This is a genomic window from Pseudoalteromonas sp. MB41, from assembly GCF_020966275.1.
Lineage (GTDB): Bacteria > Pseudomonadota > Gammaproteobacteria > Enterobacterales > Alteromonadaceae > Pseudoalteromonas > Pseudoalteromonas lipolytica.
Genome location: NZ_JAJJZF010000005.1, coordinates 143,313 through 167,098 on the forward strand (window position 1 = coordinate 143,313; position 23,786 = coordinate 167,098).

The 23,786-nt window shown below is 40.1% G+C and carries 22 protein-coding genes; 11 read left to right on the forward strand and 11 right to left on the reverse strand.

Annotated elements, in window-relative coordinates; all coding sequences use genetic code 11:
• Positions 1-10: 10 nt before the first annotated feature.
• On the reverse strand, positions 11-874 hold the full coding sequence (locus LPA49_RS08145) for a S1/P1 nuclease (RefSeq protein WP_230236334.1): 864 nt from the start codon (positions 872-874) through the stop codon (positions 11-13).
• Between the two features lie 217 nt (positions 875-1,091).
• On the opposite strand from LPA49_RS08145, the gene LPA49_RS08150 reads away from it, so the two are divergent.
• The gene (locus LPA49_RS08150) at positions 1,092-1,997 is read left to right on the forward strand and encodes a hypothetical protein (protein ID WP_230236336.1); all 906 of its coding nucleotides are present in this window, start codon (positions 1,092-1,094) and stop codon (positions 1,995-1,997) included.
• Positions 1,984-2,931 carry a hypothetical protein gene (locus tag LPA49_RS08155; RefSeq protein WP_074989150.1) on the forward strand — a complete coding sequence of 316 codons (948 nt, stop codon included), beginning with the start codon at positions 1,984-1,986 and terminating at the stop codon, positions 2,929-2,931. The genes LPA49_RS08150 and LPA49_RS08155 overlap by 14 nt, the downstream gene beginning before the upstream one ends.
• A gap of 77 nt (positions 2,932-3,008) precedes the next feature.
• On the opposite strand, the gene ushA is transcribed toward LPA49_RS08155, so the two are convergent.
• Together ushA and LPA49_RS08165 are read right to left on the reverse strand one after the other, a co-directional pair.
• On the reverse strand, positions 3,009-4,616 hold the full coding sequence (gene ushA / locus LPA49_RS08160; protein ID WP_230236338.1) for a bifunctional UDP-sugar hydrolase/5'-nucleotidase UshA: 1,608 nt from the start codon (positions 4,614-4,616) through the stop codon (positions 3,009-3,011).
• A 75-nt stretch (positions 4,617-4,691) separates the two neighbouring features.
• Entirely contained in the window at positions 4,692-4,889 is a 198-nt protein-coding gene (locus tag LPA49_RS08165; protein ID WP_036972706.1) for a hypothetical protein, read from the reverse strand.
• A gap of 248 nt (positions 4,890-5,137) precedes the next feature.
• Between LPA49_RS08165 and LPA49_RS08170 the strand changes: the two genes are divergently transcribed.
• Positions 5,138-5,878, forward strand: coding sequence for a peptidylprolyl isomerase (locus LPA49_RS08170; protein WP_036972704.1), 741 nt, complete (start codon positions 5,138-5,140; stop codon positions 5,876-5,878).
• Positions 5,879-5,925: 47 nt separating this feature from the next.
• Here LPA49_RS08170 and LPA49_RS08175 read toward each other — a convergent pair whose 3' ends face one another.
• Positions 5,926-6,339: an MAPEG family protein gene (locus LPA49_RS08175; RefSeq protein ID WP_230236340.1), complete on the reverse strand. Its 414-nt coding sequence runs from the start codon at positions 6,337-6,339 to the stop codon at positions 5,926-5,928.
• 168 nt (positions 6,340-6,507) lie between these two features.
• Here LPA49_RS08175 and LPA49_RS08180 point away from each other — a divergent pair, with 168 nt between their 5' ends.
• Complete coding sequence (locus LPA49_RS08180; RefSeq protein WP_065979163.1) at positions 6,508-9,387, forward strand: insulinase family protein; 2,880 nt, start codon at positions 6,508-6,510, stop codon at positions 9,385-9,387.
• Positions 9,388-9,439: 52 nt separating this feature from the next.
• Here the strand turns inward: LPA49_RS08180 and LPA49_RS08185 are convergent, their stop codons facing one another.
• Positions 9,440-10,822, reverse strand: a complete 1,383-nt coding sequence (locus tag LPA49_RS08185) for a Na+/H+ antiporter NhaC family protein (protein WP_074989175.1) — start codon at positions 10,820-10,822, stop codon at positions 9,440-9,442.
• Between the two features lie 291 nt (positions 10,823-11,113).
• On the opposite strand from LPA49_RS08185, the gene LPA49_RS08190 reads away from it, so the two are divergent.
• On the forward strand, positions 11,114-11,518 hold the full coding sequence (locus LPA49_RS08190) for an NUDIX hydrolase (RefSeq protein WP_230236342.1): 405 nt from the start codon (positions 11,114-11,116) through the stop codon (positions 11,516-11,518).
• Between the two features lie 10 nt (positions 11,519-11,528).
• Entirely contained in the window at positions 11,529-12,020 is a 492-nt protein-coding gene (locus LPA49_RS08195; RefSeq protein WP_036972694.1) for a GNAT family N-acetyltransferase, read from the forward strand.
• On the opposite strand, the gene LPA49_RS08200 is transcribed toward LPA49_RS08195, so the two are convergent.
• The 3 genes from LPA49_RS08200 to LPA49_RS08210 are packed head-to-tail and all read right to left on the reverse strand — an operon-like array spanning position 12,003 to position 15,510.
• The gene (locus LPA49_RS08200) at positions 12,003-12,620 is read right to left on the reverse strand and encodes a membrane integrity-associated transporter subunit PqiC (protein WP_230236344.1); all 618 of its coding nucleotides are present in this window, start codon (positions 12,618-12,620) and stop codon (positions 12,003-12,005) included. The two genes, LPA49_RS08195 and LPA49_RS08200, sit on opposite strands and share 18 nt — an antisense overlap.
• Entirely contained in the window at positions 12,620-14,275 is a 1,656-nt protein-coding gene (gene pqiB / locus LPA49_RS08205; RefSeq protein WP_036972689.1) for an intermembrane transport protein PqiB, read from the reverse strand. The genes LPA49_RS08200 and pqiB overlap by 1 nt, the downstream gene beginning before the upstream one ends.
• On the reverse strand, positions 14,272-15,510 hold the full coding sequence (locus LPA49_RS08210) for a PqiA/YebS family transporter subunit (RefSeq protein ID WP_036972686.1): 1,239 nt from the start codon (positions 15,508-15,510) through the stop codon (positions 14,272-14,274). Before LPA49_RS08210 ends, pqiB begins: the two co-directional genes overlap by 4 nt.
• 139 nt (positions 15,511-15,649) lie before the next feature.
• On the opposite strand from LPA49_RS08210, the gene LPA49_RS08215 reads away from it, so the two are divergent.
• A complete protein-coding gene (locus LPA49_RS08215) occupies positions 15,650-16,426 on the forward strand; it encodes an ABC transporter substrate-binding protein (RefSeq protein WP_230236346.1) in 777 nt (258 codons plus the stop codon).
• Here LPA49_RS08215 and LPA49_RS08220 read toward each other — a convergent pair.
• Positions 16,415-17,215 (reverse strand): thioesterase family protein, encoded by an 801-nt coding sequence (locus LPA49_RS08220; RefSeq protein WP_074989156.1) that lies wholly within the window; start codon positions 17,213-17,215, stop codon positions 16,415-16,417. The genes LPA49_RS08215 and LPA49_RS08220 overlap by 12 nt on opposite strands.
• A gap of 239 nt (positions 17,216-17,454) precedes the next feature.
• On the opposite strand from LPA49_RS08220, the gene dnaK reads away from it, so the two are divergent.
• Both dnaK and dnaJ read left to right on the forward strand, forming a co-directional pair.
• On the forward strand, positions 17,455-19,374 hold the full coding sequence (dnaK, locus tag LPA49_RS08225) for a molecular chaperone DnaK (protein WP_065979170.1): 1,920 nt from the start codon (positions 17,455-17,457) through the stop codon (positions 19,372-19,374).
• Between the two features lie 192 nt (positions 19,375-19,566).
• The gene (gene dnaJ, locus LPA49_RS08230; RefSeq protein ID WP_036972987.1) at positions 19,567-20,703 is read left to right on the forward strand and encodes a molecular chaperone DnaJ; all 1,137 of its coding nucleotides are present in this window, start codon (positions 19,567-19,569) and stop codon (positions 20,701-20,703) included.
• A gap of 59 nt (positions 20,704-20,762) precedes the next feature.
• Here dnaJ and LPA49_RS08235 read toward each other — a convergent pair whose 3' ends face one another.
• Together LPA49_RS08235 and LPA49_RS08240 are read right to left on the reverse strand one after the other, a co-directional pair.
• Positions 20,763-21,893, reverse strand: a complete 1,131-nt coding sequence (locus LPA49_RS08235; protein ID WP_182396610.1) for an HlyD family secretion protein — start codon at positions 21,891-21,893, stop codon at positions 20,763-20,765.
• Between the two features lie 3 nt (positions 21,894-21,896).
• Positions 21,897-22,241 carry a DUF3302 domain-containing protein gene (locus LPA49_RS08240; protein ID WP_036972677.1) on the reverse strand — a complete coding sequence of 115 codons (345 nt, stop codon included), beginning with the start codon at positions 22,239-22,241 and terminating at the stop codon, positions 21,897-21,899.
• 480 nt (positions 22,242-22,721) lie between these two features.
• Here LPA49_RS08240 and ybaK point away from each other — a divergent pair, with 480 nt between their 5' ends.
• Positions 22,722-23,183 (forward strand): Cys-tRNA(Pro) deacylase, encoded by a 462-nt coding sequence (gene ybaK / locus LPA49_RS08245; RefSeq protein WP_065979172.1) that lies wholly within the window; start codon positions 22,722-22,724, stop codon positions 23,181-23,183.
• A 118-nt stretch (positions 23,184-23,301) separates the two neighbouring features.
• Positions 23,302-23,784, forward strand: coding sequence for a DUF3015 domain-containing protein (locus tag LPA49_RS08250; RefSeq protein WP_230236348.1), 483 nt, complete (start codon positions 23,302-23,304; stop codon positions 23,782-23,784).
• Positions 23,785-23,786 lie beyond the last annotated feature (2 nt).

The window sequence follows — 23,786 nt, forward strand, 5'->3', positions numbered from 1 at the left end:
GTTTGTTAGTTTATAGTTCACTGTTAGTTGGCATCTTTAGTGCCTTTACTAACGGTTTTGCTGATTTATCAAATAACGAATTTAATAAACCGGCTAATCTGATCCCACCTTGTTGTAGGCGAGTTTTTATAACTGGTACATTTTTGTATATGTAACTGTAACTTATGCTTGTTTCATTTTCTTTATAGATTGATTTTGCAATATTATGAGATTCTATTAACCAATCGCTTGGAGAGCTTGAGAGGTAATCTGCTATAAGTTCTTCATTTTTAGTGTCTATAAATTGCGCAAATTCACTATAGGACAAGTTTTCGTTTTCAATTAACTTTGTGTCCCATAAGCTATGTAAATTGGTATTCTGACCGAAGAATGTGACAGAAATATTATTTCCGCCGCGGTCTTCGCCTCTACCTGCATGAAAAGGTTGGTGACTATCGCCGACCAAATGAACTAAAAAGCGCAAAGCGAACTGCTTTTCAGCAATGGATGCATTGTCATTTTTTAATACTGTAATTGAGTATTCAATGCCTTCTAAAATATCTGTAACAGAGTCTTTATTATGGTGTGCGTGCTCATCGTACTTTGGCTTTGCATCACCTTCATCAAAGTTTATGTAATGCCAGCGTGATGATTTCTTTTGCCAAAATGTTTCAGGTGCTGAGCGCATTTCGTCGGCCCAGGTAGCAATTTGAGGTAATGATTCACCGTCTAATAGGGGAGTTAAAGCCTGGCGAGTGGTGTCGGTAATATGGTTTGCAGCTACTTCACCTACAATACGGTGGCCGTTTTGCCCCCATGCGTGAGAAGGTGAGCTCATTGACATAGATAAAATGCCAGTTGATATGAGCAACATTGTTTTTGTTTTTTGTAACATTGAGTCAGTGTCCGAATAAATGCGTAATTAAGCACGATTCCATAATGTCAATTCTCCTGAATTTCAGCTGAAATAGAAAGGACTCAATAAGATTCATAATTTCTTGTTCATAAATTCATAAAATCAATAGGTTACAATGTTTAAGTAAAGTTACCTATTGCAATGAGTAAGAATAATTGTTCAAATAGAGACAACAGTGCGTTGTTGGCTATTAAAATTGAATTTGAAAACAATACTAATAAAAAAATCATCGATTGTTACATTTTTGTTTCTGTCTCTTATTTTGTTTTTTTGCATCGGAACGATGCAGAGTAAAGCACCGATTTCTGATATTGACGCTTTCATAGAAACTTCGTATCAATGTGCAACAAAGTCAGATGTTAATCTTAATGAACTTGTTGTTTATTCATCAGGTAAAGTGCTTGCTGAGGACGTTGCGAAAGTACTGTGTAGTGATGACACTATTAGTAAGCAATATGGAACTGTCACTTCTTACTGGGGCTATAAAACCTCAGACACAATCGAGTTTTTAGGTAAAGGAATTGCTGATCTTATTCTCGCTAAAGAGAATCTTATAAATGCGTTTATGGCAGAATCGACCTATAACTACCAAGCTGTAGTTGGGTTTCCAAATTACACCGCTTATTTAATTTCAAGTACTGAAAAACCTCGTGTAGAGAAAAGTTACTTTCTTGATAAACGTATTGGCCTGTTAGATTATCCGACAAGTCGTTCTGGTCATATACTACCGAAGCAATTATTCAAAAAGTTAGATATTAACCTTGAGAATTTAAACATTGTTTATGCCAGCTCTCATTTTGAACTGAGAGAATTACTTGCCAGTGGTCAGGTCGATTTGATTTCTTCATATTGGCAAGATTCGGATCAAGCAAAGTTTTCCGCAAATTATATTACCCCGATTAGCGATAATATTAGTGGTAGTCGCTGGTACTTAAAAATGGAAAATGAAAATACTGATCTACTTTGCGCAGTGCAATTACGCTTAACAGAATTAGCGCGCAGCCAGAATTCACACTACTTCAATCATGTAGAATCATTTTGGAAATGTGATGCTGAAAAGCAAATAAAACGCAGTACAGGGGAAAACAATGCTGCCAACTAGAGTAAAGTTTGCCTATGCAGTGGTTTTCTGTGTCGCAAGTATTATGATGTTTGCGAGTTATATTTCTGCAAAATATAGTGATAACCGTGCGAATAATGCGTTAACAATCGTTAAAATAGAAAATCGGATTGCACTTGACCTGAACTACTTAAATTTACCCGATGACTTTCTTAAACATTCGGGTAGTAAAGACATGGTGCTTAATTATATTGAGCAGTTAAATAGCCAGTTATCTGCCTCTGATGTGTTTGTTTACTCTATTGAGGGAATTTCAGAATACCCTGCGCGTGCAGATTTGATTGTGAAACAATTGCATACACCACAAAAATCTCTCAGTGTTAGTTTTGTCGTAGACTCCTCAATATTTGAAAAGAATGACATTGTTGTATTGATTTTAGTTTTTGGATTTGCAGGATTGTTTACCTATTTACTCTTTTTGAGTGAGCGCACTAAGATAAAAATTGCGAAACATACCCCTGATGTTGAAAAACATACTCAATTGCAACCAAAACTGATTGTTGACCTTAAAAGTAAAACATTGTCAGCAAATTGCGACAAAGAAAAAACCGTTGCTTTAGCGAATAAGCCGCTGTGTTTTTATTTGGCCCTAGTTGAGTTTTGTGTTGAAAACCCAGACGTCATACTTAATCAAAATAAAGATGTTCCCGAAGAGTTGTTAGCACTGGCTAATAAGTATTTTTACCGGTTAGTAGAACTTGGTCACACCATACGCAAACGACCAAATTTCACGAATAGTTTAGAAAAAACATTAAGTGAAATACGCGCGGCCCTTGATGAGGTTTGGCAGGAACTCCCAGAAATTAAAGACACCTATTATCCACCTAAAGCACATGGGGAAGGGTCTCGCTCTCGTCTACACCATTATGGTTTAAAGGGCATTACGCTAGATGACATTGAAGTCATTGGAAAATAACAACCACAAAGTAGCTTATAAGAAATAAAAAAGGGAAGTGCATGTTACTGACTTCCCTTGCTTTATTTACTTTGCCCCTAATTAGGCGCGTAATCAGCCGCTTTTAGAGGACTGTTTTGTTCGAAGTAACGTTTCAATGCCTGTGCATCGGTATCATCAGTACTAACGAATCCGGCTTTTTTGGTAAGCGTTGGATAACCATCACCGCCTGAGGCATTGTAGCTATTGATACTCATACGGTAGGTTTTAGTCATTTCAATTGGCGCACCATTAATTTTAACATCGGATAGCTGATTGTTTTCGCGTTTAAAACTAAGCTTATGATATTGTAAATACGCACCTGAGTCGGGTGGGAATGATGTCACAACGTCAAGGTAATCAAACAGGTCTTTACCTGTTATATCAATGTACGTAATTCTATTTTTAAACGGGTGTACTTTTAAAATATCTTTGTAGCTTACATCACCTGCGTGAATACTATCTCGGATACCACCGCCACTAATTATGCCAAAGTCAGCTCCGACAGATTGCATTTGTGCTGCAATAATCACGCGAGCTAGGTTTACTTGTTGATAACGCACTTTATTACGATCTCCTTCTAGCTTGCTATCAACTTCACCTATTTTCCCTGCAATTTGGGCTGCGCCTTTTTCTTGGTATACAGCAAGCATGTTTTTGAGTGACTTATCGGGCTCTATATAATCACCTGCTAGCTGTTTTTTACCCTCTTTATTTTCAACATATAAGTTAACAGGAATAAGTGAATAGTTAAGGAGAGTCAATTCGTCACCTTCTAGTTTAAACTCGGCTTTACCAACATATTTACCCCATTCATGGGCTTGCATAATCCATGTCCCATTTTGTTGGTCTGGTTTACAGGCCTTTCCTGGTGCAAAATTAACATCTGCGACATTCTCTTCTGACATACACACAGGTTCTTGAGAGTGGCCGCCTACGATAATATCAATCATACCCTTCGGTAAATTGCGCGCCATTGTCACGTCGCCGGGTGCATTAATACCATAGTTGGCATCGACATAATGGCCCATATGCGTAACAGCAATTGTAATATCGGGATTATATTGCGCCTCTATTTTAGGGGCTAAGCGGGTTGTCACAGTGACCGGATCTTGAAAATCTAGCCCGCCAATGTATTGCGGATTACCAATCTTTGCCGTATCCGTGGTCGTTAAACCAATGACGGCTATTTTAAGGCCATTTTTTTCGAATACTTCATAAGCCTGATAGGCTGTTTTTCCGGTTTCTTTATCAAAAATATTGGCAGATAAGAATGGAAAGTTTGACCACTGTTGTTGTTTATCTAAAACAGCTAATGGGTTATCAAACTCATGGTTTCCAATTGCCATTGCATCATAACCAATTGCAGACATTCCTTTAAAATCTGGTTCAGCGTGCTGTAAGTCAGATTCAGGAATACCAGTATTAATATCGCCACCAGACAATAATAATACGGCGTGTCCATTGTTGACTGCTTCTGCTTTTAATCGATCAATAAGGGTCTTACGAGCAGCCATGCCGTATTCACCTTGTTCATTGTGCCAAAAACGGCCATGGTTATCGTTCGTGTGGAGAAGTGTAAGGTATTGAACACTATCAGTATGATTTGAAGGGCTACTACATGCAGTGAGTGTGACAAGTAGTGAAGATAAAATAAAAAAGCGCATAATATGTTGCCTGATAAAAGCATGAGGTTAATTATGCGCTTAGTTTAAACGACTGAGGTTTAAATTAAATGACTTTTATACGTTTTTATTGCTCATTTGTGTATTTAATTGTCCCGTCGCCGCTAATTGTCTACGTTGTAACTCTTGTTCAGCATAATGGGATTTTTGGTGGTTATTACCAACCATCCAGTTAAGGAAGCTTGCTGGGAGCTTATTGTATGGCTCACCTTGGTGTAAGCCAAAATCGCAGATTGCGGTTTCTTCATTAGCCATAGTGGTGTTCCTATGTGTTCATTGTTGTCGTGTAGATACTAACAAACTCAGTGTATTTGATAAGACGATTTTGCTTTTAAAAGCAATTTTTATATAACTAAAATGAATACGCGATGTAAATAAGTGTAACTAAGTTGTGATTGATTTGATGTGTTTTGTGTAACTGTTTGGTCTGCTATTTTACGACAGCTGTTTTTTGTTTAGTCTCTTGGCAGTTTTATAATAAAAATTATCAGGAATGATTAATAATGAAAAAGCACTTGGTATCTTCATTGTTATTTGCTGCGTGTTTCCAAGCAAATGCAACGGTTGTAGAAATGCAAACCGATCACGGCACTATTACTATCAACTTATATGATCAACAAACACCGGTAACAGTTGAAAACTTCTTAAGCTACGTTGGCGATGGCGCGTATGATGGCAGTGTTATTCATCGCTCTGTAGATAACTTTGTTTTGCAAGGCGGTGGCTTTAGTTATGATACTGATTTTAAAGAGATTGAAACGAAGCCTGCAATAAAAAACGAACCTGAGTTATCAAATGTGAAAGGCACAATAGCGATGGCCAAACAAGGCGGCAATGCGAATAGTGCAACAAGCCAATGGTTTTTTAACTTAAAAGATAACAGCGCGAATTTAGACGTACAAAATGGTGGTTTTACTGTGTTCGGTGAAATTACAGCAGATAGCCAACAGGCAATTGATGCAATTACGTCTTTGGTCCATTGTGGTGAAATTCCCGTTGTAGGCCTTAATAAAGATCAGTGTCCTGATACGACATCGGGTTTTAATGCTGAGGACTTAGTGACGATTAACAGTGTTATTATCGTAAATGACGACCCTAACTCATCTGCATCGCTGCAACCTAAAGAAAACACCTTAATTGACAATGTTGATTCTGGGGATGGGACCAGTGGCGGAAGTTCAGGGAGCATGGCATGGCTACTATCTCTTCTTGCCTTTGCAGGCGTGAGTCGCTTTAAAAAATAAACACCTATTTCGGTAAGGCGTTTAATTCGCCTTACCGAGTATGGACGCTAAAAAACGCGAGTTAAAATGACCACCCACATAGATAGCATTACTAAACTGCTAATAACAAAACTGTAATAACGCACTTTTAACGTATTTGATGTTAAATGAATATAACTGTGCACAACACGCAGCAAAACATAACCCCACGCTAATGCCACAAACATATAACCTACCGCATTTAACTGTAAGGCTGTTAAACAGGCAATAAAGAACAACACAGGCATTTCGAATTGATTAATAAAATTTCGATCTGCGACACGTACATCTGAGCCGGCTTTTTCGAGCTCCATGGTAAGAAAATCTTTCATTTCAATTGTTTTTTGCTTTGCAGCACGAAAACGGCGTTTACCCATTATGAACATAATAATGAACGTAAGTAAGACCTGTGTGAACATTGCTACAATTAGCCACTTTTCCATAGTTCATCCTTTGTTATAGTTATAGTTGTAAAGTTTAAGTCGTTAGTCCTGCTTTTTTCACAATGTGTTACAAACTTTTAGGGTTGTTACGCTAAAAAGCATTGAATTGCGACCTATGAAAACTCATGATAAATAATAATTAATGTAATATCTAATGGATACAATAAAATGACAAAAATAATAGGGCTTAGTGCGATTGCATTTGCAGTATTAGCAGGCTGTTCTTCTACTTCTACACCACCGAGTGTTAATACCAGCCTGATCCCAGACTCGTTGGTTGTTAGCCCAAACGATAGCCGTGAATACAAAACACTTAAATTAGACAACGAAATAGATGTTATTTTAATTTCAGATCCCAGTGTTGAAAAATCAGCGGCAGCCTTAAGTGTGGGTGTTGGTCTTTTGCATGACCCTATGTCACAACAGGGGATGGCACATTATTTAGAGCACATGCTATTTTTAGGAACCGATCGTTACCCGGATACTAAAGGGTACAGTGACTTTATGACTAAAAACGGTGGGGCACATAATGCTTATACGTGGTTAGATATTACCAACTACATGTTTAAAGTGAATAATGATGCATACGATGAAGCATTAGACCGTTTTGCAGATTTCTTTAAATCACCCAAGCTATATCCTGAGTACACCGATAAAGAAAAAAATGCAGTAAATGCGGAATGGTCAATGCGCCGCGAAATGGATTTTTTTGGGCAATTTAAGTTAGCGCGTAAAATGATGGGTTCACACCCAGCTAATCGTTTCTTAATCGGAAACCTTGAAACTTTAGGGGATAAAGAAGGCAGTAACTTACATCAGCAAACAGTTGAGTTTTATAATAAGTACTACTCATCTAACATCATGAAAGTTGCAATGATTTCTAATCGTCCGCTTGCAGAAATGGAAGCTAAAGCTAAGCAATATTTTGCAGACATTGAAAACAAAAATATCGAGAAACCCACTGTCACAGCTAAGTTAGACTTTGACCAAGCCGGTGGCAAACGCGTTTATTACTCGCCAAATGAAGATGTTAAGCAACTTCAGTTAGAGTTTACGATTGCTGATAACAGTAATCAGTTTGCCGTTAAGCCAAACCGTTTTGTTTCTTACCTGCTGAGTAATGAAATGCAAGGTAGCCCCGCTCAAATTCTACGAGATAAAGGTTGGGTTTCTCAATTAACAGCGTCTGCTGCTCCGACACAATATGGTAACTATGGCAGTCTAACTGTGAACGTTGAGCTGACAGATGCAGGCATGCAAAACCGCGAGGAAATTGTCGCTACCATCATGCAATACATTGCATTGATAAAAGAGCAGGGTGTTGATAGTAAATACTTTAATGAGATCCGCACTTCTTTAAACAATGAATTTCAGTTTTTAGAAAAAGGCGATGAGTTTGGTTATGTGAGTAATCTAACTGATAGCATGCAAAAGTTCCCTGTTAATAATGCAATTAATGCACCTTATTACTACGCTCAATTTGATGCTGAAGCCGTGCAGAATGTGCTGTCTCAACTCAATGAAGATACTTTGCGTATTTGGTATATATCTAAGCAAGAAGAAACAGACTCACAGTTACACTTCTATGATGGTAAATACCGTATTGAAGATATTAGTGAAGATGAAATTAAACGTTGGAGTCAACCAAGTGAATTTGCACTTGCCTTACCAACCGTCAATCGCTTATTACCCGAAAGTTTTGCTATTAAAACGGGTGAATTTAAGCAGCAAGATCATCCTAAACTCGTGTTTGATAAGCAAGGCGTAAAAGTATGGCGTCAAGCAAGTCAGCAATTTGCTGAGCAACCTAAAGGCTTAGTCGAAGTTTATATCAATACACCCGATGCATTAGTTGACGCAAAATCACAGGTTCTCTACTCAATTTGGGCTGATGTCTATAATTTACAACAAAGTAAACTAAGTACTGAAGCTGCTGTTGCGGGGATGAGCCTTGGCTTACAGCCAAGTAATGGATTGATTTTATCACTCAGTGGCTTTACCGATAAGCAAGACGTTTTACTTGCACAAGCGTTAGAAAATCTGCAATTAGACGTGTCTCAAGAAGGGTTTGCACAAGCGATTGACCGCTTTAAGCGCGATTTATTAAACCAGCAAAAGCAATTTCCGTTTTATCAAGCTTTTGGTGAGTATTCTAAATTAATTCGCAGTGGTAAGTTTGATACTGAGACATTAATTGCCGCAGCAGATGAACTCACTTTGGCTGACTTTGAAAGTATTAAACAATCAACCCTAGCAGCTAATGACTTACGTGTATTCTCATTCGGTAATTATAATCAAAAAGATGTTGAGTCAATTGCAAATAAATTGATAGCCATTTTACCAAAGGGTCATAAAACGACGGAGTTTGCGCGCAGCAAAGCGTGGTTACCACAAGAAGGTGAGCGCATAGTATTACAAAAAGACATTGATGTAGCTGATGTTGCGATCATCGATATGGTCGTTCATCCTACGCCGGGTTATAAACAAAAAGCACAAGCACAAGTGTTGCAAAACCACTTCAGAACCGTTGCTTTTGATAAACTGCGCACCGAAGAGCAATTAGCTTATGCGGTGGGTGCATTGGCTCGACCTATTGAAGATTACTCTGCGCTTGGTTTGTACATTCAAACACCTGTTAAAGGGCCAAAAGAGATGCAAACGCGTTTTGATGAGTTTAAAAAACAATACGCGGTAGAGCTTGATAGCATGACAGAAGAGACATTTGCTCAGCTTAAAAATGCCACCCTCGTGTCGCTAAAAGAGCAACCAAAGAATCTCAGTGATGAAATGTCGCCACTTATTAACGATTGGTACCGTGAAAACTTTGACTTTGATTCGAAAGAGCAGTTAATTGCTGAAGTTGAAAAAGTGACGTTGGCTGACTTGAAAGACTATTACAAGCAAACCATGTTAAATGATAAGGCGCCGCGTTTAAGCGTGCAAATGCGTGGTAGTAAGTTTGCAGACAAACCATTCGCCGACTTCGAAAATCAAACTAAAGTGACTAATCTAGAAACCTATTACAAAGGAATTAAATTTCAAAAGTAAGTTTTCTGGTTGTCATTACAAAAGCCCAAGCATTTGCTTGGGCTTTGTAATTTTAGGCAACGAGTAAGAACCCGATAAAGGCTGCCGTTGCTGCTATAAGGGTATACGGTAATTGTGTGACAGCATGGCTGACTAAATCGCAACCCGAGCCTTGTGCTGCTAGTACAGTGGAGTCAGAGTAAAAACATGCTTGGCTACCAAATGACGAAGCCGACAGTAATGCCCCAATCACCAATGGAATATTGGCGTCAATTGCGTATGCTAATGGCATAACTATAGGGATTGTCACTGCAAATATTCCCCAGCTAGATCCCGTGGCAAAGGCAAGTACAGCCATTGCTAAAAAGACCACCGCAGGTAGATATTGTGCTGTCATATAGGGGCTTAAAGTATTTATCACATACTGTGGAAGCATAAGCTGATCACAAACATCTTTAAATATAAATGCCGCCACGACTGTGCCGATAGCTGGGATCATGCTTTTAAAACCATCAAGCATTCGCTCAATAAGCTCCCCTAATGACATAAGTTTTTGCAACATATAAAACGGTAGTACCACAGCAAACGTTGCCAGTAACCCTTTGAATACATCGATATCAAAGTACACGGTAAAAGCAACTAGCAAGATGATAGGGACCAAGAAATTATACAATTTGCCGTTAGTAGCCGCTGTTTCGAAGTTTTCTTCAGCTGCCTTTACCGCGTATTCATCCGCAGTATGAACGTCGTTATATTGGTTGTTCGACACGGCTATTTCGTTGTGCATGGCACGACGTTGTGCTTTTTTCATTGGCCCAAATGCAGGGATCACATTTAAGCTAACGAGCAATACGACAATAACGGCAAACCAAGCGTAAAACATATACGGAATCGCTTGGATATACACGGCAATGCCTTGACCTTCAGCGGCCACATTGTTGTCGACTAGAAGCCCACCAAAAAACACGGCCCATGTTGATAATGGCACAAGTACGCAGATAGGGGCTGCTGTCGAGTCAACGACATACGCGAGCATTTCACGGCTGATTTTAAATTTATCAGTGATGCGTTTCATTGTCTCGCCAACAGTCAGCGCATTTAGGTAATCATCAATAAATATAATTACACCCAAAGCAAACGTCATAAGTAAAGAAGAGCGTTGCCCTCTTGCAAACTTAAGTGCTAACTCGGCAAAGGCAGTTGCCCCTCCGGTCCTGACTAACAAAGCGATTAATGCACCAAAGCCACCACAGACTAAAATAAGCCAAGCGATAGTTTCATCTTGCATCACCTTAAGAGAAATATCAGCAAAGTTTGCTAATATAGCAGTAGGTCCCAACATGGCTAAACCAAAGAGGGCACCTATAAGTAAAGATAAAATAGGGCGGCGTAAAAATACGGCCAAAACCACCACCAATATTGGCGGTAGTAAACTTAACGCAGAAGGTTCTTGCATTATAATTTTCACACAGTTAAGCAAAAGTCTTTTGCTTACATAAATCAAAAGTTGTTTTTTCAACTCATGTCACTGCTTTACGCGAACACACTTTAAGGCCGCTTTACGGTAAGTGCCTGCGTTGGCTGGCGCCAGACAGTATAGAGGATATACTGCTATTGTTTTGCCCAAAACATCGCGTGAAAAATAATCCTGAATTTTAATTTAGTCAATAAGAATTTTTATCTTATCTTAATTAATTTAAGCAGTGTATTCATGTTAGGCTTAAGTAAAATTTTACGAAGGGTTTTTATGGCTTTTTCAGATACATACAGGTTAAGTAGTCATGCTGTGATCACGAATGATCAGGGCCAAGTATTATTACTTAAAGCAGACTATGGGCAAAAAAGTTGGGGATTACCGGGCGGTGCCTTAGACCAAGGTGAAACAATACATCAGGCTTTAGTGCGTGAATGTAAAGAAGAGCTCAACTGCGACATTCAAATTGGCTATCTGAGTGGGGTTTATTACCACACAGCATTTAACTCTCACGCATTTATATTTCGTGCCTATTTACCTGAAAATGCGGAAATTATGCTCAGTAGTGAACACACAGAATATGATTATTTTGATATAGACGCATTGTCGACCGCTCAGAAAAAGCGTGTTCTGGATTGTTTAAATTTTACATCAGATGTAGTCAGTAAAGTATTTTAAGGGAACTTAAATGTTTGATATCCATTTACGTGCTGGGCAACCGGGTGACGAGCAATTTATTCTCAGTCTTTTAAATCAACCCTCTTTTATCAAATACATCGGTGATAAGCAGATTAAAACGTTGGCACAAGCACAGCATTATATTCAACAGACCTTTATTAACAGCCACCAGCAGTTCGGTTTTGGCAGTTATGTTGTTTGTTTAGCGGATGGCACAGCGATAGGAATGGTGGGCTTGTTTCAGCGTGACGCACTGGCTATTCCAGATTTAGGGTTTGCTTTGTTAGCAGAGTATGAAGGGCAGGGAATTACCACCCGTGCGGCTGGTTTATTGTTAGCAAAAACGCACGTTAAGGCACTTGGAGTATTGGTTGCAATTACGTCACAAACAAATAGTGCATCGCAAAAAGTACTACAAAAACTCGGATTTGAGCAGGTGGGTGATGTCATTATTAATGACGATCACCAACCACTCACTTTACTTTTAAAGAGTAAGCTTTGAGAGTTCATTGCCTACTTGTTGATTCACTTTAAGCCACGTCGTCTCAAGTGTTGCAACGAGCCCTTCATAATCATTATCGTGTAAAGGTGTTAGCTCGTTAAAGTAGTTAACAGCCTTTATTTTTCGACCAGTCTCTGGTGTTGTGTAATATAAACGCCAAAGACCTGCGATATTTGCGTTACCTTTTTCGTCGCCATTAAAGTGATGAAGTTCGTATTCAAGCTCGTAGTAACGTTGTTGATCGACATCGGTAATAACCGGTAATCCTTTTATTACCATCCAGTTTGTCAGCTGTGTGTATAGTTGCTGATGCGCACTGGCTGTCAGCATTAAGTCAGGCGATTCACTCCACAGGTGATAATTTGCTGCGTTAACACGGTTATTATCGAGAACCATTGCAATACCGCGATTATTCAGTGCGCCTCGCAATTGAACAGTATTAACTCTTAGCTGAACGTGTGTATTGTCACTCGAACGCTTCATAGCCACGATTGGCTGCGAAAACTGATAATACTCGATTGTTGAGAATGACGTTTGGCTACAACCAACTAACAGTAATGCTGCGCCTAAACTAAATAAAGCGAGATGTTTATTGTTCATTATTGTTTCCTCGGAGTGGGATCAGCTGGGAGTTCTTTATCAAAAATCAGCATGTTAGGCTGTTGATTCAAACCTCGGGTAAGTGGCTGTAGCTCTTCACTTAAGCGCTTAAATTCTGACAAGGTTGTTTGTAATTGCTGGTGGAATGTTGAGCCTTGCTCATAACTTGCCATTGTTTTTTCGAACTGTTTCATGGTTTTATCAAATTGCTGCATGCTCTTGGTCATTTCAGCAAAGTTTCGATTAATATCACCGGGTAAATCTTGGGTATCTTGTTTATTAAGAAGATCCCGCATGTCATGAGCGAGCGCTTGGTATTCTGAAAAGGTCTCTTGCATTTGCGCTAAACTGTCTTCAATTTTTAAATTATTCACTTTATTAAGCACATCAGACACTTGGTCTGCAAGCACCGTGATACCACTCGATACACTCGGGAAAACAGTATACTCAGCAATCGTTGTGAGTTCTGCAGGCTTCGCGTTGTCGTAAATATCAAGATCAACGTACACCGCACCCGTTAGTAAGTTACCTGGTTTTAAGGAAGCGCGCAGACCATTTTTAATCCAGCCGTTGAGGCTTGAATGCCAAAACTCTCGTGCCGCTGCACTGTCATGATAAAGCCGCCCGTATTCAATTTTTATGAGCGCAGGAACGGCTGTGTTATCGGTTCGAAAGTGGGCAGGTTTACCGTTTATAATGACACTGGCGGGTGCCTCAACCACACTGCCTATTCGCATTCCTCTGTATTCAACGGGAGCGCCGGCTCTCAGGCCTCGAATTGATTGCTCAAAGTCTATTAAGTAGTAATCAAAATCATAAAAACGCTCTTCTAAAGCGGCTTTATAGCTATCACTTAACGAGAAGCTATGCCCATTGCTGGCTACTTCACCGGGGGCTTGCTGCTCTGGTCTACCGACAGAGATACCGCCTTTAAGCAGTTTACTTAAAGAGCCGGTGTTAACATTTATACCATCGGCAGAAAGATCAATTTCAATGCCTGAGTTAACCCAAAAAATGGAGTTGAGTGTTATTAAGTTCTGGTACGGTTCGTTAATAAAAATACCGTATTTCATTGCCTGATTTTTCCAGTCAAATGTGGCTGTTTCTATTTGACCTATTTTATAATCTTTAAAATAGATGCCCGTACTCACATCAAGCACTTCAGCGTTGTAGCTCAGTAAAGTAAAACGTCCGCCTTTGACATCTTTGCCAATTAATGCCGGTTCTTCTTGTAACTCAAATTTTTCAGTGAGTTTTTTACTTTCGCCAGGAGAGAATTCTAAGTAAACGCCAGAAAGTAGCGTGCTCATGCCGCTGATACCTGTATCATCAATGCGCGGCTTTACAACCCAAATTTTGGCATCTTCGGTGAGTAAGTCTTCGTAATGTTTATCTATTTGAGCGCGAGCAATAACACTGTTTTGTTTGTCGGAGAGTCTAACATGATCGATTTGACCTATTTTTACACTGCGAACTTTAATCTCTGTTTTACCAGCTACAATCCCCTCCGCATGGGGCATTTTAATAAAGACGGTTGTCCCTTTATTTACTTGATATTGATATAACATCCATGCACCAATTAGCAAGGCAATAACGGGAATGATCCAAATTGCCGATATATTGGGCGCTGTTTTTATTTTAGCGGTTTCGCTCATACCAAGGTCTCTTGTTTCGCTGTTTTTAAGTTTTCAGGGTTATCCCACAATAGTCGTGGATCAAATGCATGGGCTGCTAACATTTGGCAGATCACCATGGTTGTAAAAAAGACGGTGCCGATACCGGGTGTCACTGACATTAAGTTTCCTAGTTGTACTAAGGCTACTAAAATAGCGACAACAAATACATCTATCATTGACCATTTACCAATAAACTCAGTTAATTGATAAATTCGAGTGTAACTTTTTGTTTGCCTATTCGCTGGCCGTGCCACCATAAAACATAAAAAACTCATTACCAATGCTTTAGCCAAAGGCACGACTACACTGGCTAAAAATATAATCATTGCAATAGGGTAGGAGCCACTGTTCCATAAAATCATCACACCGCCAATTAATGTCGACGGGGTTTCATCACCTAGGCTCGTTGTGTACATAATGGGAAAAATATTGGCAGGAATATAACACGCGATAGACGTTATTAACCAAGCTGCCGCTTTTTGAACACTATACGGGTTACGAGTGAAGGTTTTAGATTCACAACGCACGCAAATATCGGTGTCTCCTAACTGGCCACAAACATGGCATGCACGCAAGCCTTGATCGATGGCCCTAGTGTTAGGCTTTGTTTGTTCGATGTAAACTGGGGGTTTGATTTGTTGCCATAAAGCGTGCTTGTTGAGCTTTGCTATCGCGCTTACATAGCAGATAACAAAGGCGGCATACGAGTAAAAGCTGACACCAAATTCAATATCAGCCATCGACATTATTTTAACCATACTGACCATGACACCAATTAAGAAAATTTCGGACATGATCCAAGGTTCTAAAGCAAAGGTAATTTTTAACAGTCGTTTACCCCATAAATAGGGCAATGCCTTTAGTAACCCTAAGTGAAGAGGAATAATCAGTAAAAGTAAAAACATCGGTAAGCCGATGATGCTTACATCGATAAAGAGGCCTAGAAAGTCACTGTCGTAATTAAATAATATTCGCGCAGCATCAGGCAGCGTAATTGTTTGCGTTATGCCACTGCTGGTAAATGATAAGAATGGGTAAAACATACTGCTTAATAGCATCACAATGGCGCTTAAGCTCAGTGCAACAATGTGGCTATCTTGATTTGCTTGTGAAGATAACAGCTTTGTATTGCAATGCGGGCAGACTGCTAATTGTTTTGCTTTAAGGTCTGGGATCTCAATGACATGATCACAACTTGGGCATGCTGTTTGCAAACTAAGGGTCTCTTAAACAAGAACTTAATTAATTCTGCATCAATTAAGGCTTAAATACAAATGCAGAATTGTTTTAAATAAGTTAATATATGTACAGATCTTGAGTGTATTTTATGCAATATGTTGTTTAAGGTGAGCGGTGAAGCAATTACTTTTCTTTTTAATGCTGTGTATTAATTTTAAAGCTTACTGCTTATCTTCTCAGCATACTGAGAAGGCGCTCGTGATTGCTGCAAGTGCCTATCTACCTCCTTATATGATGGAGCGTACCAACAGCGGTATTCAATTAGAAATAGTCAAAGCGGCACTTAAATCACAGGGCATCACTCAGCTTGATATCCACTACATGTCGAATAAGCGTATAGAGCAGCAGCTTATTCAAGGCAAAATAGACATCGCCCTAAATTTTCCTGCCACGGTACATGCTGACGTATATAAAAGTGAGGCATTGCTTTATTATCAAAATGTTGCGATTAGTCTAGCTGCCAGCGAGTTTACAATTAATAGCGTGTACGACCTTGCAGGTAAAAGTGTGTTGGCTTTTCAAAATGCGACAAACTTTATCGAACCGCCCTTTAAATCAATTACTCATATTTTACGCTCTTACGACGAAGTGATAAACCAAGAGGCACAGGTTGATCATTTAATGAAAGGCTGGGTCGATGTCATTATTCTAGAGCGTCGTGTGTTCTTATATTATCTAGAAAAATACAAGCAATCAGCCAAGCATCTTCCTTTTGTGGTCCACCCTATTTTCCAACGTGCGCCAAGACCCGCTTTTTTCAATAATAAGGCACTTAAAGAGACCTTTAATATTGGCCTTGGAAAAATAATTGATTCAGGCGAATATCAAGCGATTATTCGCCTTGATGGTACTGAGTACGCAAAGCTCAGCACCGATAAGTTAAGCAAATAAAGCGACAGTTTGGCGACTGAGTGCGATAAGCTTGCCATCTTCACGCCAAATGCAGCCATCTTCTAAGCCATAACCCCCTTTACTGTGATGGGTGATTGCTTCATACCCAACCCATGCATCAGGTGCAACTTCGGGCTCATCTAAAAATTCAATGTACCATGACATACTACTGGCAGGTGCAGGTTGCTTGAACATTTGTAATAATGTCGGCGGCCAGGCATCTGTTAGCGCAATAATATGTGCCTCAGCCATTTGCGAAGGCCCCTGTTTAAACTTCATCCAGCCACCAAGGTGTGAGGTATCGGCAGCAGAAAATGGCATATTACCATCTTGCAAACACAGCGATACGTGTTGGAAAAACGCAGGCATCATTCCTTCTTTATAAGGGAGGATGAATCGCTCATCTACCGGTTTGAGTTGCATTATTTTACTCACATCAACGCGTACCGCTGATTCTCGATTGGCTCCAAAGCAGGCTTGGGTTATCACGCATACGTCACCATTTTGAATGACTTTGGCAAGTACTTGTGCGCTGTTTTTACCTTCGCGCAATACCTCAACATCAATGGAAAAATCAGTATCAGCCAATAATGGCCCTACAAAGTTGGTGCTCAGTGATAATAAACGACGCGAGCCATCAATATGCTGACGCATAGCTTGATATAATAAAGCGGCCGATAACCCCCCAAACGCGGTACGACCCTGACACCAGTTTTCGGGGAATTGCATGACTTTGGTTTTATCTTTACCAAGCTCACTGGCTTTAGCGAGTAATTGTTCAAAATGCATAAATATCCTTAACATTTATTATTATGTCGTTGGTTATAGCACAGTAAAAGTCATCAGACCAGTTTGTTTGGCACGCCGTTTGGCTTAGAAACCGGCGGTTTTTGCGGAAAAAGTATGCATTTAGAAAATATTTCAAAAAAAAGTAAATTTTTTTCATTTTTATAGTTGAATTCAGTTTGCTGCACCCCTATTTACTAGTCATCGAACGTTTTAACGAATTTTGAAGTTGGAGAAGATTCATGGGTAGAATTATTGGAATCGATTTAGGTACTACTAACTCTTGTGTAGCAGTACTAGACGGTGATAAAGCACGCGTAATTGAAAACGCGGAAGGCGATCGCACAACACCATCGATCATTGCATACACGCAAGACGGTGAAACATTAGTTGGTCAACCTGCAAAACGCCAAGCAGTAACAAACCCAACTAACACATTATTTGCTATCAAGCGTCTAATTGGTCGTCGCTTTGAAGATGAAGAAGTGCAACGCGATATCGGCATCATGCCTTTTAAAATTGTAAAGGCTGATAACGGTGACGCATGGGTTGAAGCACGCGGTGAAAAACGTGCTGCACCACAAATCTCTGCTGAAGTACTGAAGAAAATGAAGAAAACAGCAGAAGACTTCTTAGGCGAAGCGGTTACTGAAGCGGTAATCACTGTACCTGCTTACTTCAATGACTCACAACGTCAAGCAACGAAAGATGCGGGTCGTATCGCAGGTCTTGAAGTAAAACGTATCATCAATGAGCCAACAGCCGCTGCACTTGCATACGGTATGGACAAAAACAAAGGTGAAAACGTTGTTGCAGTTTACGACTTAGGTGGCGGTACTTTCGATATCTCAATCATCGAGATTGACGAAGTTGAAGGCGAGCACACATTTGAAGTACTTGCGACTAATGGTGACACACACCTAGGTGGTGAAGACTTTGATAACCGTGTAATCAACTACTTGGTTGAAGAGTTCAAGAAAGATCAAGGCATTGACCTTAAAAATGATCCTCTTGCAATGCAACGTGTTAAAGAAGCAGCTGAAAAAGCGAAGATTGAACTTTCTTCTGCACAGCAAACAGAAGTTAACTTACCGTATGTGACTGCTGACGCATCAGGTCCTAAGCACATGAACGTGAAAGTAACACGTGCAAAACTTGAGTCACTGGTTGAAGACTTAGTTACTAAGTCAATCGAGCCACTTAAGCGTGCACTTGCTGATGCTGATTTATCAGTTAGCGACATTAATGACATCATCCTTGTTGGTGGTCAAACACGTATGCCACTAGTGCAAAAAACGGTTGCTGAGTTCTTTGGTAAAGAACCACGTAAAGACGTTAACCCCGATGAAGCGGTTGCAGTAGGTGCAGCGATTCAAGGTGGCGTACTTGCAGGTGACGTAAAAGACGTACTACTTCTTGACGTATCTCCGTTATCACTTGGTATCGAGACGATGGGCCAAGTAATGACGGCGTTAATTGAGAAAAACACGACGATTCCTACTAAGAAATCACAAGTGTTCTCAACAGCGGAAGATAATCAGTCTGCAGTAACGATTCACGTGTTACAAGGTGAGCGTAAGCGTGCTAGCGATAACAAATCACTAGGTCAATTTAACCTAGAAGGTATTCGTCCAGCGCAACGTGGTACACCACAAATTGAAGTTACTTTCGATGTTGATGCTGACGGTATCTTACACGTATCTGCGAAAGACAAAGATACAGGCAAAGAGCAGAAGATCACTATCCAAGCTTCTTCAGGTCTAAGCGATGAAGAAGTTGAAAAAATGGTACGTGATGCAGAAGCTCACGCTGAAGAAGACAAGAAATTCGAAGAGCTAGTCGCGACTCGTAACCAAGCTGATGCAATGGTTCACGGTACACGTAAGCAAATCGAAGAAGCAGGCGATGCATTACCTGCAGAAGATAAAGAAGCAATCGAAGCTGCAGTTTCAGAACTTGAAGCGGCGATTAAGAGTGACAAGAAAGAAGAGATCGAAGCGAAGACGCAAGCGCTTGCTGAAAAGTCACAAAAGCTTATGGAAATTGCACAAGCTAAAGCACAACAACAAGGTGGTGCTGACGCAGGTGCACAACAATCTTCTGCTAAGCAAGACGACGATGTTGTTGATGCAGAGTTCGAAGAAGTGAAAGACGACAAGTAATTGTTCGTACCGCTTCTGCCTAGCTTAAAAGAGGCTGCTTTATTAGGCCAATTAAGTTAGGATGAATGATTGAGGCGCGCCGGCGATTTCGCTTGACGCGCCTTTTGCATGTATATGGATGGTAAAGCGATACCCTTTATCGGTTTACTTTCATGCAGTGAAAACTGCAGTAAAAAGAGTAGTGTGATAGATATGTCAAAAAGCGATTATTATGAAGTTCTCGGCGTTAGCAAAGATGCCAGCGAACGAGACATCAAAAAAGCGTATAAGCGCTTAGCGATGAAATATCATCCAGACCGTACAGCAGGCGATAAAGAACTTGAAACGAAATTCAAGGAAGTAAAAGAAGCCTACGAAGTACTTACTGATGACCAAAAACGTCAAATGTATGACCAATATGGTCATGCTGCCTTTGAACAAGGTGGTGGCGGTCATGGCGGTGGCTTTGGTGGTGGTCACGGTGACTTTGGTGATATTTTTGGTGATGTGTTTGGTGATATTTTCGGTGGCGGTGGTCGTCGTCAATCTCGCCAACAGCGCGGTGCTGATTTACGTTACAACATGGACTTAAGCCTTGAAGAAGCTGTTCGTGGTAAAGATGTAGAAATTAAAGTACCGACATGGGTAAGTTGTAAACCTTGTGATGGTAGTGGCGCAAAAGCCGGCTCTAAACCAAAAACATGTACAACGTGTCATGGTGCAGGCCAAGTGCAAATGCGCCAAGGTTTTTTTGCTGTGCAGCAAACATGTCCTACCTGTCAGGGTACTGGTCAGATTATTTCTGATCCCTGTGATAGCTGTCATGGTCAAGGCCGCGTCGAAAAGACTAAAACATTATCAGTTAAAATCCCAGCGGGTGTAGATACGGGTGACCGTATTCGTCTTTCAGGTGAAGGTGAAGCGGGGATGCATGGTGCCCCTGCGGGTGATTTATATGTTCAAGTCTCTGTTCGTGAACACCCAATTTTCCAACGTGATGGCAATAACCTGTATTGTGAAGTACCAATTGGTTTCACAACGGCAGCATTAGGTGGTGAAATTGAAGTGCCGACGTTAGACGGTCGTGCCAAACTGAAGATCCCAGCAGAAAGCCAAACGGGTAAAATGTTCCGTATGCGTGGTAAAGGCGTTAAGTCTGTACGCAGTGGTGCTCAAGGTGACTTAATCTGTAAAGTCGTGATAGAAACGCCTGTTAATCTTAATGAACGTCAGCGTGAACTGCTTGAAGAACTTGAGCAAAGCATGGGTAAAGATGGTTCTAAAAATCGCCCAAAAGAAAAAGGTTTCTTTGACGGTGTGAAGAAATTCTTCGATGATTTAACTAAGTAATTTTAGTTAGCTGAATATAAAAATGGCGCTTATTTTTAAGCGCCTTTTTTATGCTTGTTTTAGTGATCTAAGAACAAATAGTTTTGCCAGCTTTTCATTCTGATTAACACTTTTCGCATAACAGAAACATGCTCAAAATGTTCTGAATACACGGCCACTTCGGTACTTGTGCCTTGTGGGAGATGATATTCACTCATATCGTCGGTAATTTTCAGTGTCACGATTGCCCGCCCTTCACGTGCAAAAAACTCACTGCCCATTAGCGTACCTTGTGCTTGAACTTGTCCTTCACCTATTGCTGGTAGTACATCAACGACTTCGCCAGCAAAGGTTTTGCCGGGAATGGCTTTAAAAATAAAGTCAGCTTTATAGCCAGGCTCTAATCTAAGTAATGAATTTTGTCTAAATGCGGCCACGTAACGAGTGTCTTCTTTGTGTACAAAGGTCATCACTGGGCGCAATGGCATAGGGACGGCAATCATCCCTGGGCGAAGAGTTAATTGGGTAACGTAACCGTCTGTCGGTGCATAAACACGAGTGCTATCAAGGTTAAACTGTGCTTGTTCTAAATGGGCCCTAGCTGCGGCTATTTTGGTTTGTTCACCATTAATTTCTGATTCGTACGCAAGCTTCTGACGTAACTCTTGTGCTTGTGACGCTTCGTAGTTTGCTTTCGCTGCGAGGTAGACTCCTAGTTTATTATCAACTTGGCCTTTTGAATAGGCACCGCTCTTTGCCCCTTTTTCATAGCGTTCGTATTCTTTTTTACTTCGCTCGAACTCTGCTTTACTCATAAGAGTACTTGCTTGTGCTGACTTATATGCGGCTTCTAACCCTAAGACTGATTGCGTCGCATCTTGCAATCCAGCCATTGCCTCATTTAGTTTAGCTTTATATAAGGTGTCATCTAAGCGAAAGAGTAAATCCCCTTTTTTAACCGGCTGATTTGCATTTACCGCAACCTCTTCAACAGTGCCTCTAACGTTTGGAACAATGGGGGTGGTTACATAGACACTGCTTGCCATGTTCGAGTGTGGATGATTGTAATTCATCAATAAAATGAGTGTGCCAATTAAAACGACACCGCCGAGTACAGCGGTTGGCACTGTCCATTTATTTAGGGGGATCTTGAATACTTTAAATATGCCAATACATAGTGCGGTATAAGATAGTATTAATAGTAAATCCATATTTTACTTCTCTTTATTATTCGATTGGGCGTTTATTTGTGCCTGTAATGCAGCGACAGTCGCTGACAAGCTAGCTACTTTTTCGGCAAGTTCTTCTTGTTCTTTTTGAATTTGGTTAAACCCCCAGCCTCTGTCGTCGCGCCATAAGGTTGCCCACACCCACAGCAAAGGCCATAACACATGTAGTGTAAACAAGCTGACCCAGCCAGCATAATGAATGGCATCTTGATGAGGGTGATTACGTTTTTTGGCAATCTCGTAGGGAATATCGTGGATGGCTATTACGCCATAAAATATTACTACAGTAACAAACACCAGCATAACTAGTGCAAAGTAGTCTAAAAACATGTACTTTCCTTCGTTCTTTCGTTAGTAGAATTTAATAATACGTTAAATTTTATTTTTTCCTAGTTTCTATTTTTATACAAAACATTAGTTTAGCACCACATAGTAGTCTGTATCGGCAAGACACCGACACAGAGTCACATCCTCTGAGAATGCAGTTTTTTGAATTTTTCCTTTATCAAGCCCTAGGGTATGACACTTATTTTGACAGGCAATATACGCATTCCAAGCTGTGTATTCGTTGCAGATAAAGTTTATGGTGCTTAGTAATGTAACGATAACTATGCACTGCTTTATAAGATAGAAGCAGGTGTGTTTCGACATGATACTGACCTTGCTTGGTGCTCATACCTTTAGTGTAGCGTATGCAGGAATTTTTATTGGTCATTAAAGAACGGTTTTTAATGTGTTTGCTTCTTTCTCTATAACAAACAGTTATGATACTTTTTAATGAAACAGCATTGGTTTTTTAAGGATTAATAGATGACACCTGCAATTAACTTACTCAAAAAAAAGGGAATTAAGTTTAATGTTCTTAGCTACGACCATGACCCCAATAACACACAATACGGTCTTGAAGCGGTTGAAAAGTTAGGCTTACCGGCAGAGCAAGTATTTAAAACGTTGGTACTTGAAGATAACGACAATCATCTGCTTGTTGCGGTGTTGCCAGTTATGCAGCAAGTAAACCTTAAAATGTTAGCCAAAGCGGCCGGTGTAAAAAGGGTGCAGATGGCTGCTCAGCAAAAAGTTGAAAATAGTACAGGTTATATTTTTGGAGGAGTAAGCCCGCTTGGTCAGAAAAAGCGACTTGCTACGTTTATCCACCATTGTGCATCAAACTGTGAGCTTATGTACGTGTCTGCAGGAAAACGTGGTTTAGAGGTTTCGATTTCTGTTCACGACCTCAGTCGCTTAACAGGGGCTAAGTTGGTTGATTTTTGAACATGTCTGTTGTTTTTTCTCTATTTTAGGTATTTTTTATTTGATATAGAGTGCATTCTGTATAAGCTTAATTTGCCTTATTAATGTTAATAACGGTTTATCTAAAAGGATTCAGGATATGAAAAAATTAATTGCTATTTCTGCACTTTCACTACTTCCACTTTCAACTGCAATGGCCGACCAAGATATTGGTTGTGGTTTCGGTTCAATGTTATTTGCAGGTAAAGACGGTAAAGTTGTTAAAGTACTTGGTGCAACAACAAATGGTATTTCTGGTAACCAAACATTCGGTATTACATTTGGTACGCTAGGCTGTGATGGCACAGGCACAGTAACTGCATCAACGAAAGTTGCAACGTTTATTGATGGCAATATGGAACAACTTGCACGTGATATGTCTCGCGGTGAAGGCGAAGCACTTGAAACACTTGCTGAAGTTTGGGGCGTAGAAAGCCAAGATAAAGCGGCATTCAATAAATTAGTGCAAACACAGTTTTCGCATGTTTTCACATCAGAAAATGTGACATCTCGAATTGTGCTTGAAAATCTAAATACACTTGTAGCAAATGATGCACAACTTGCATCTTACACTTTGTCTTAATT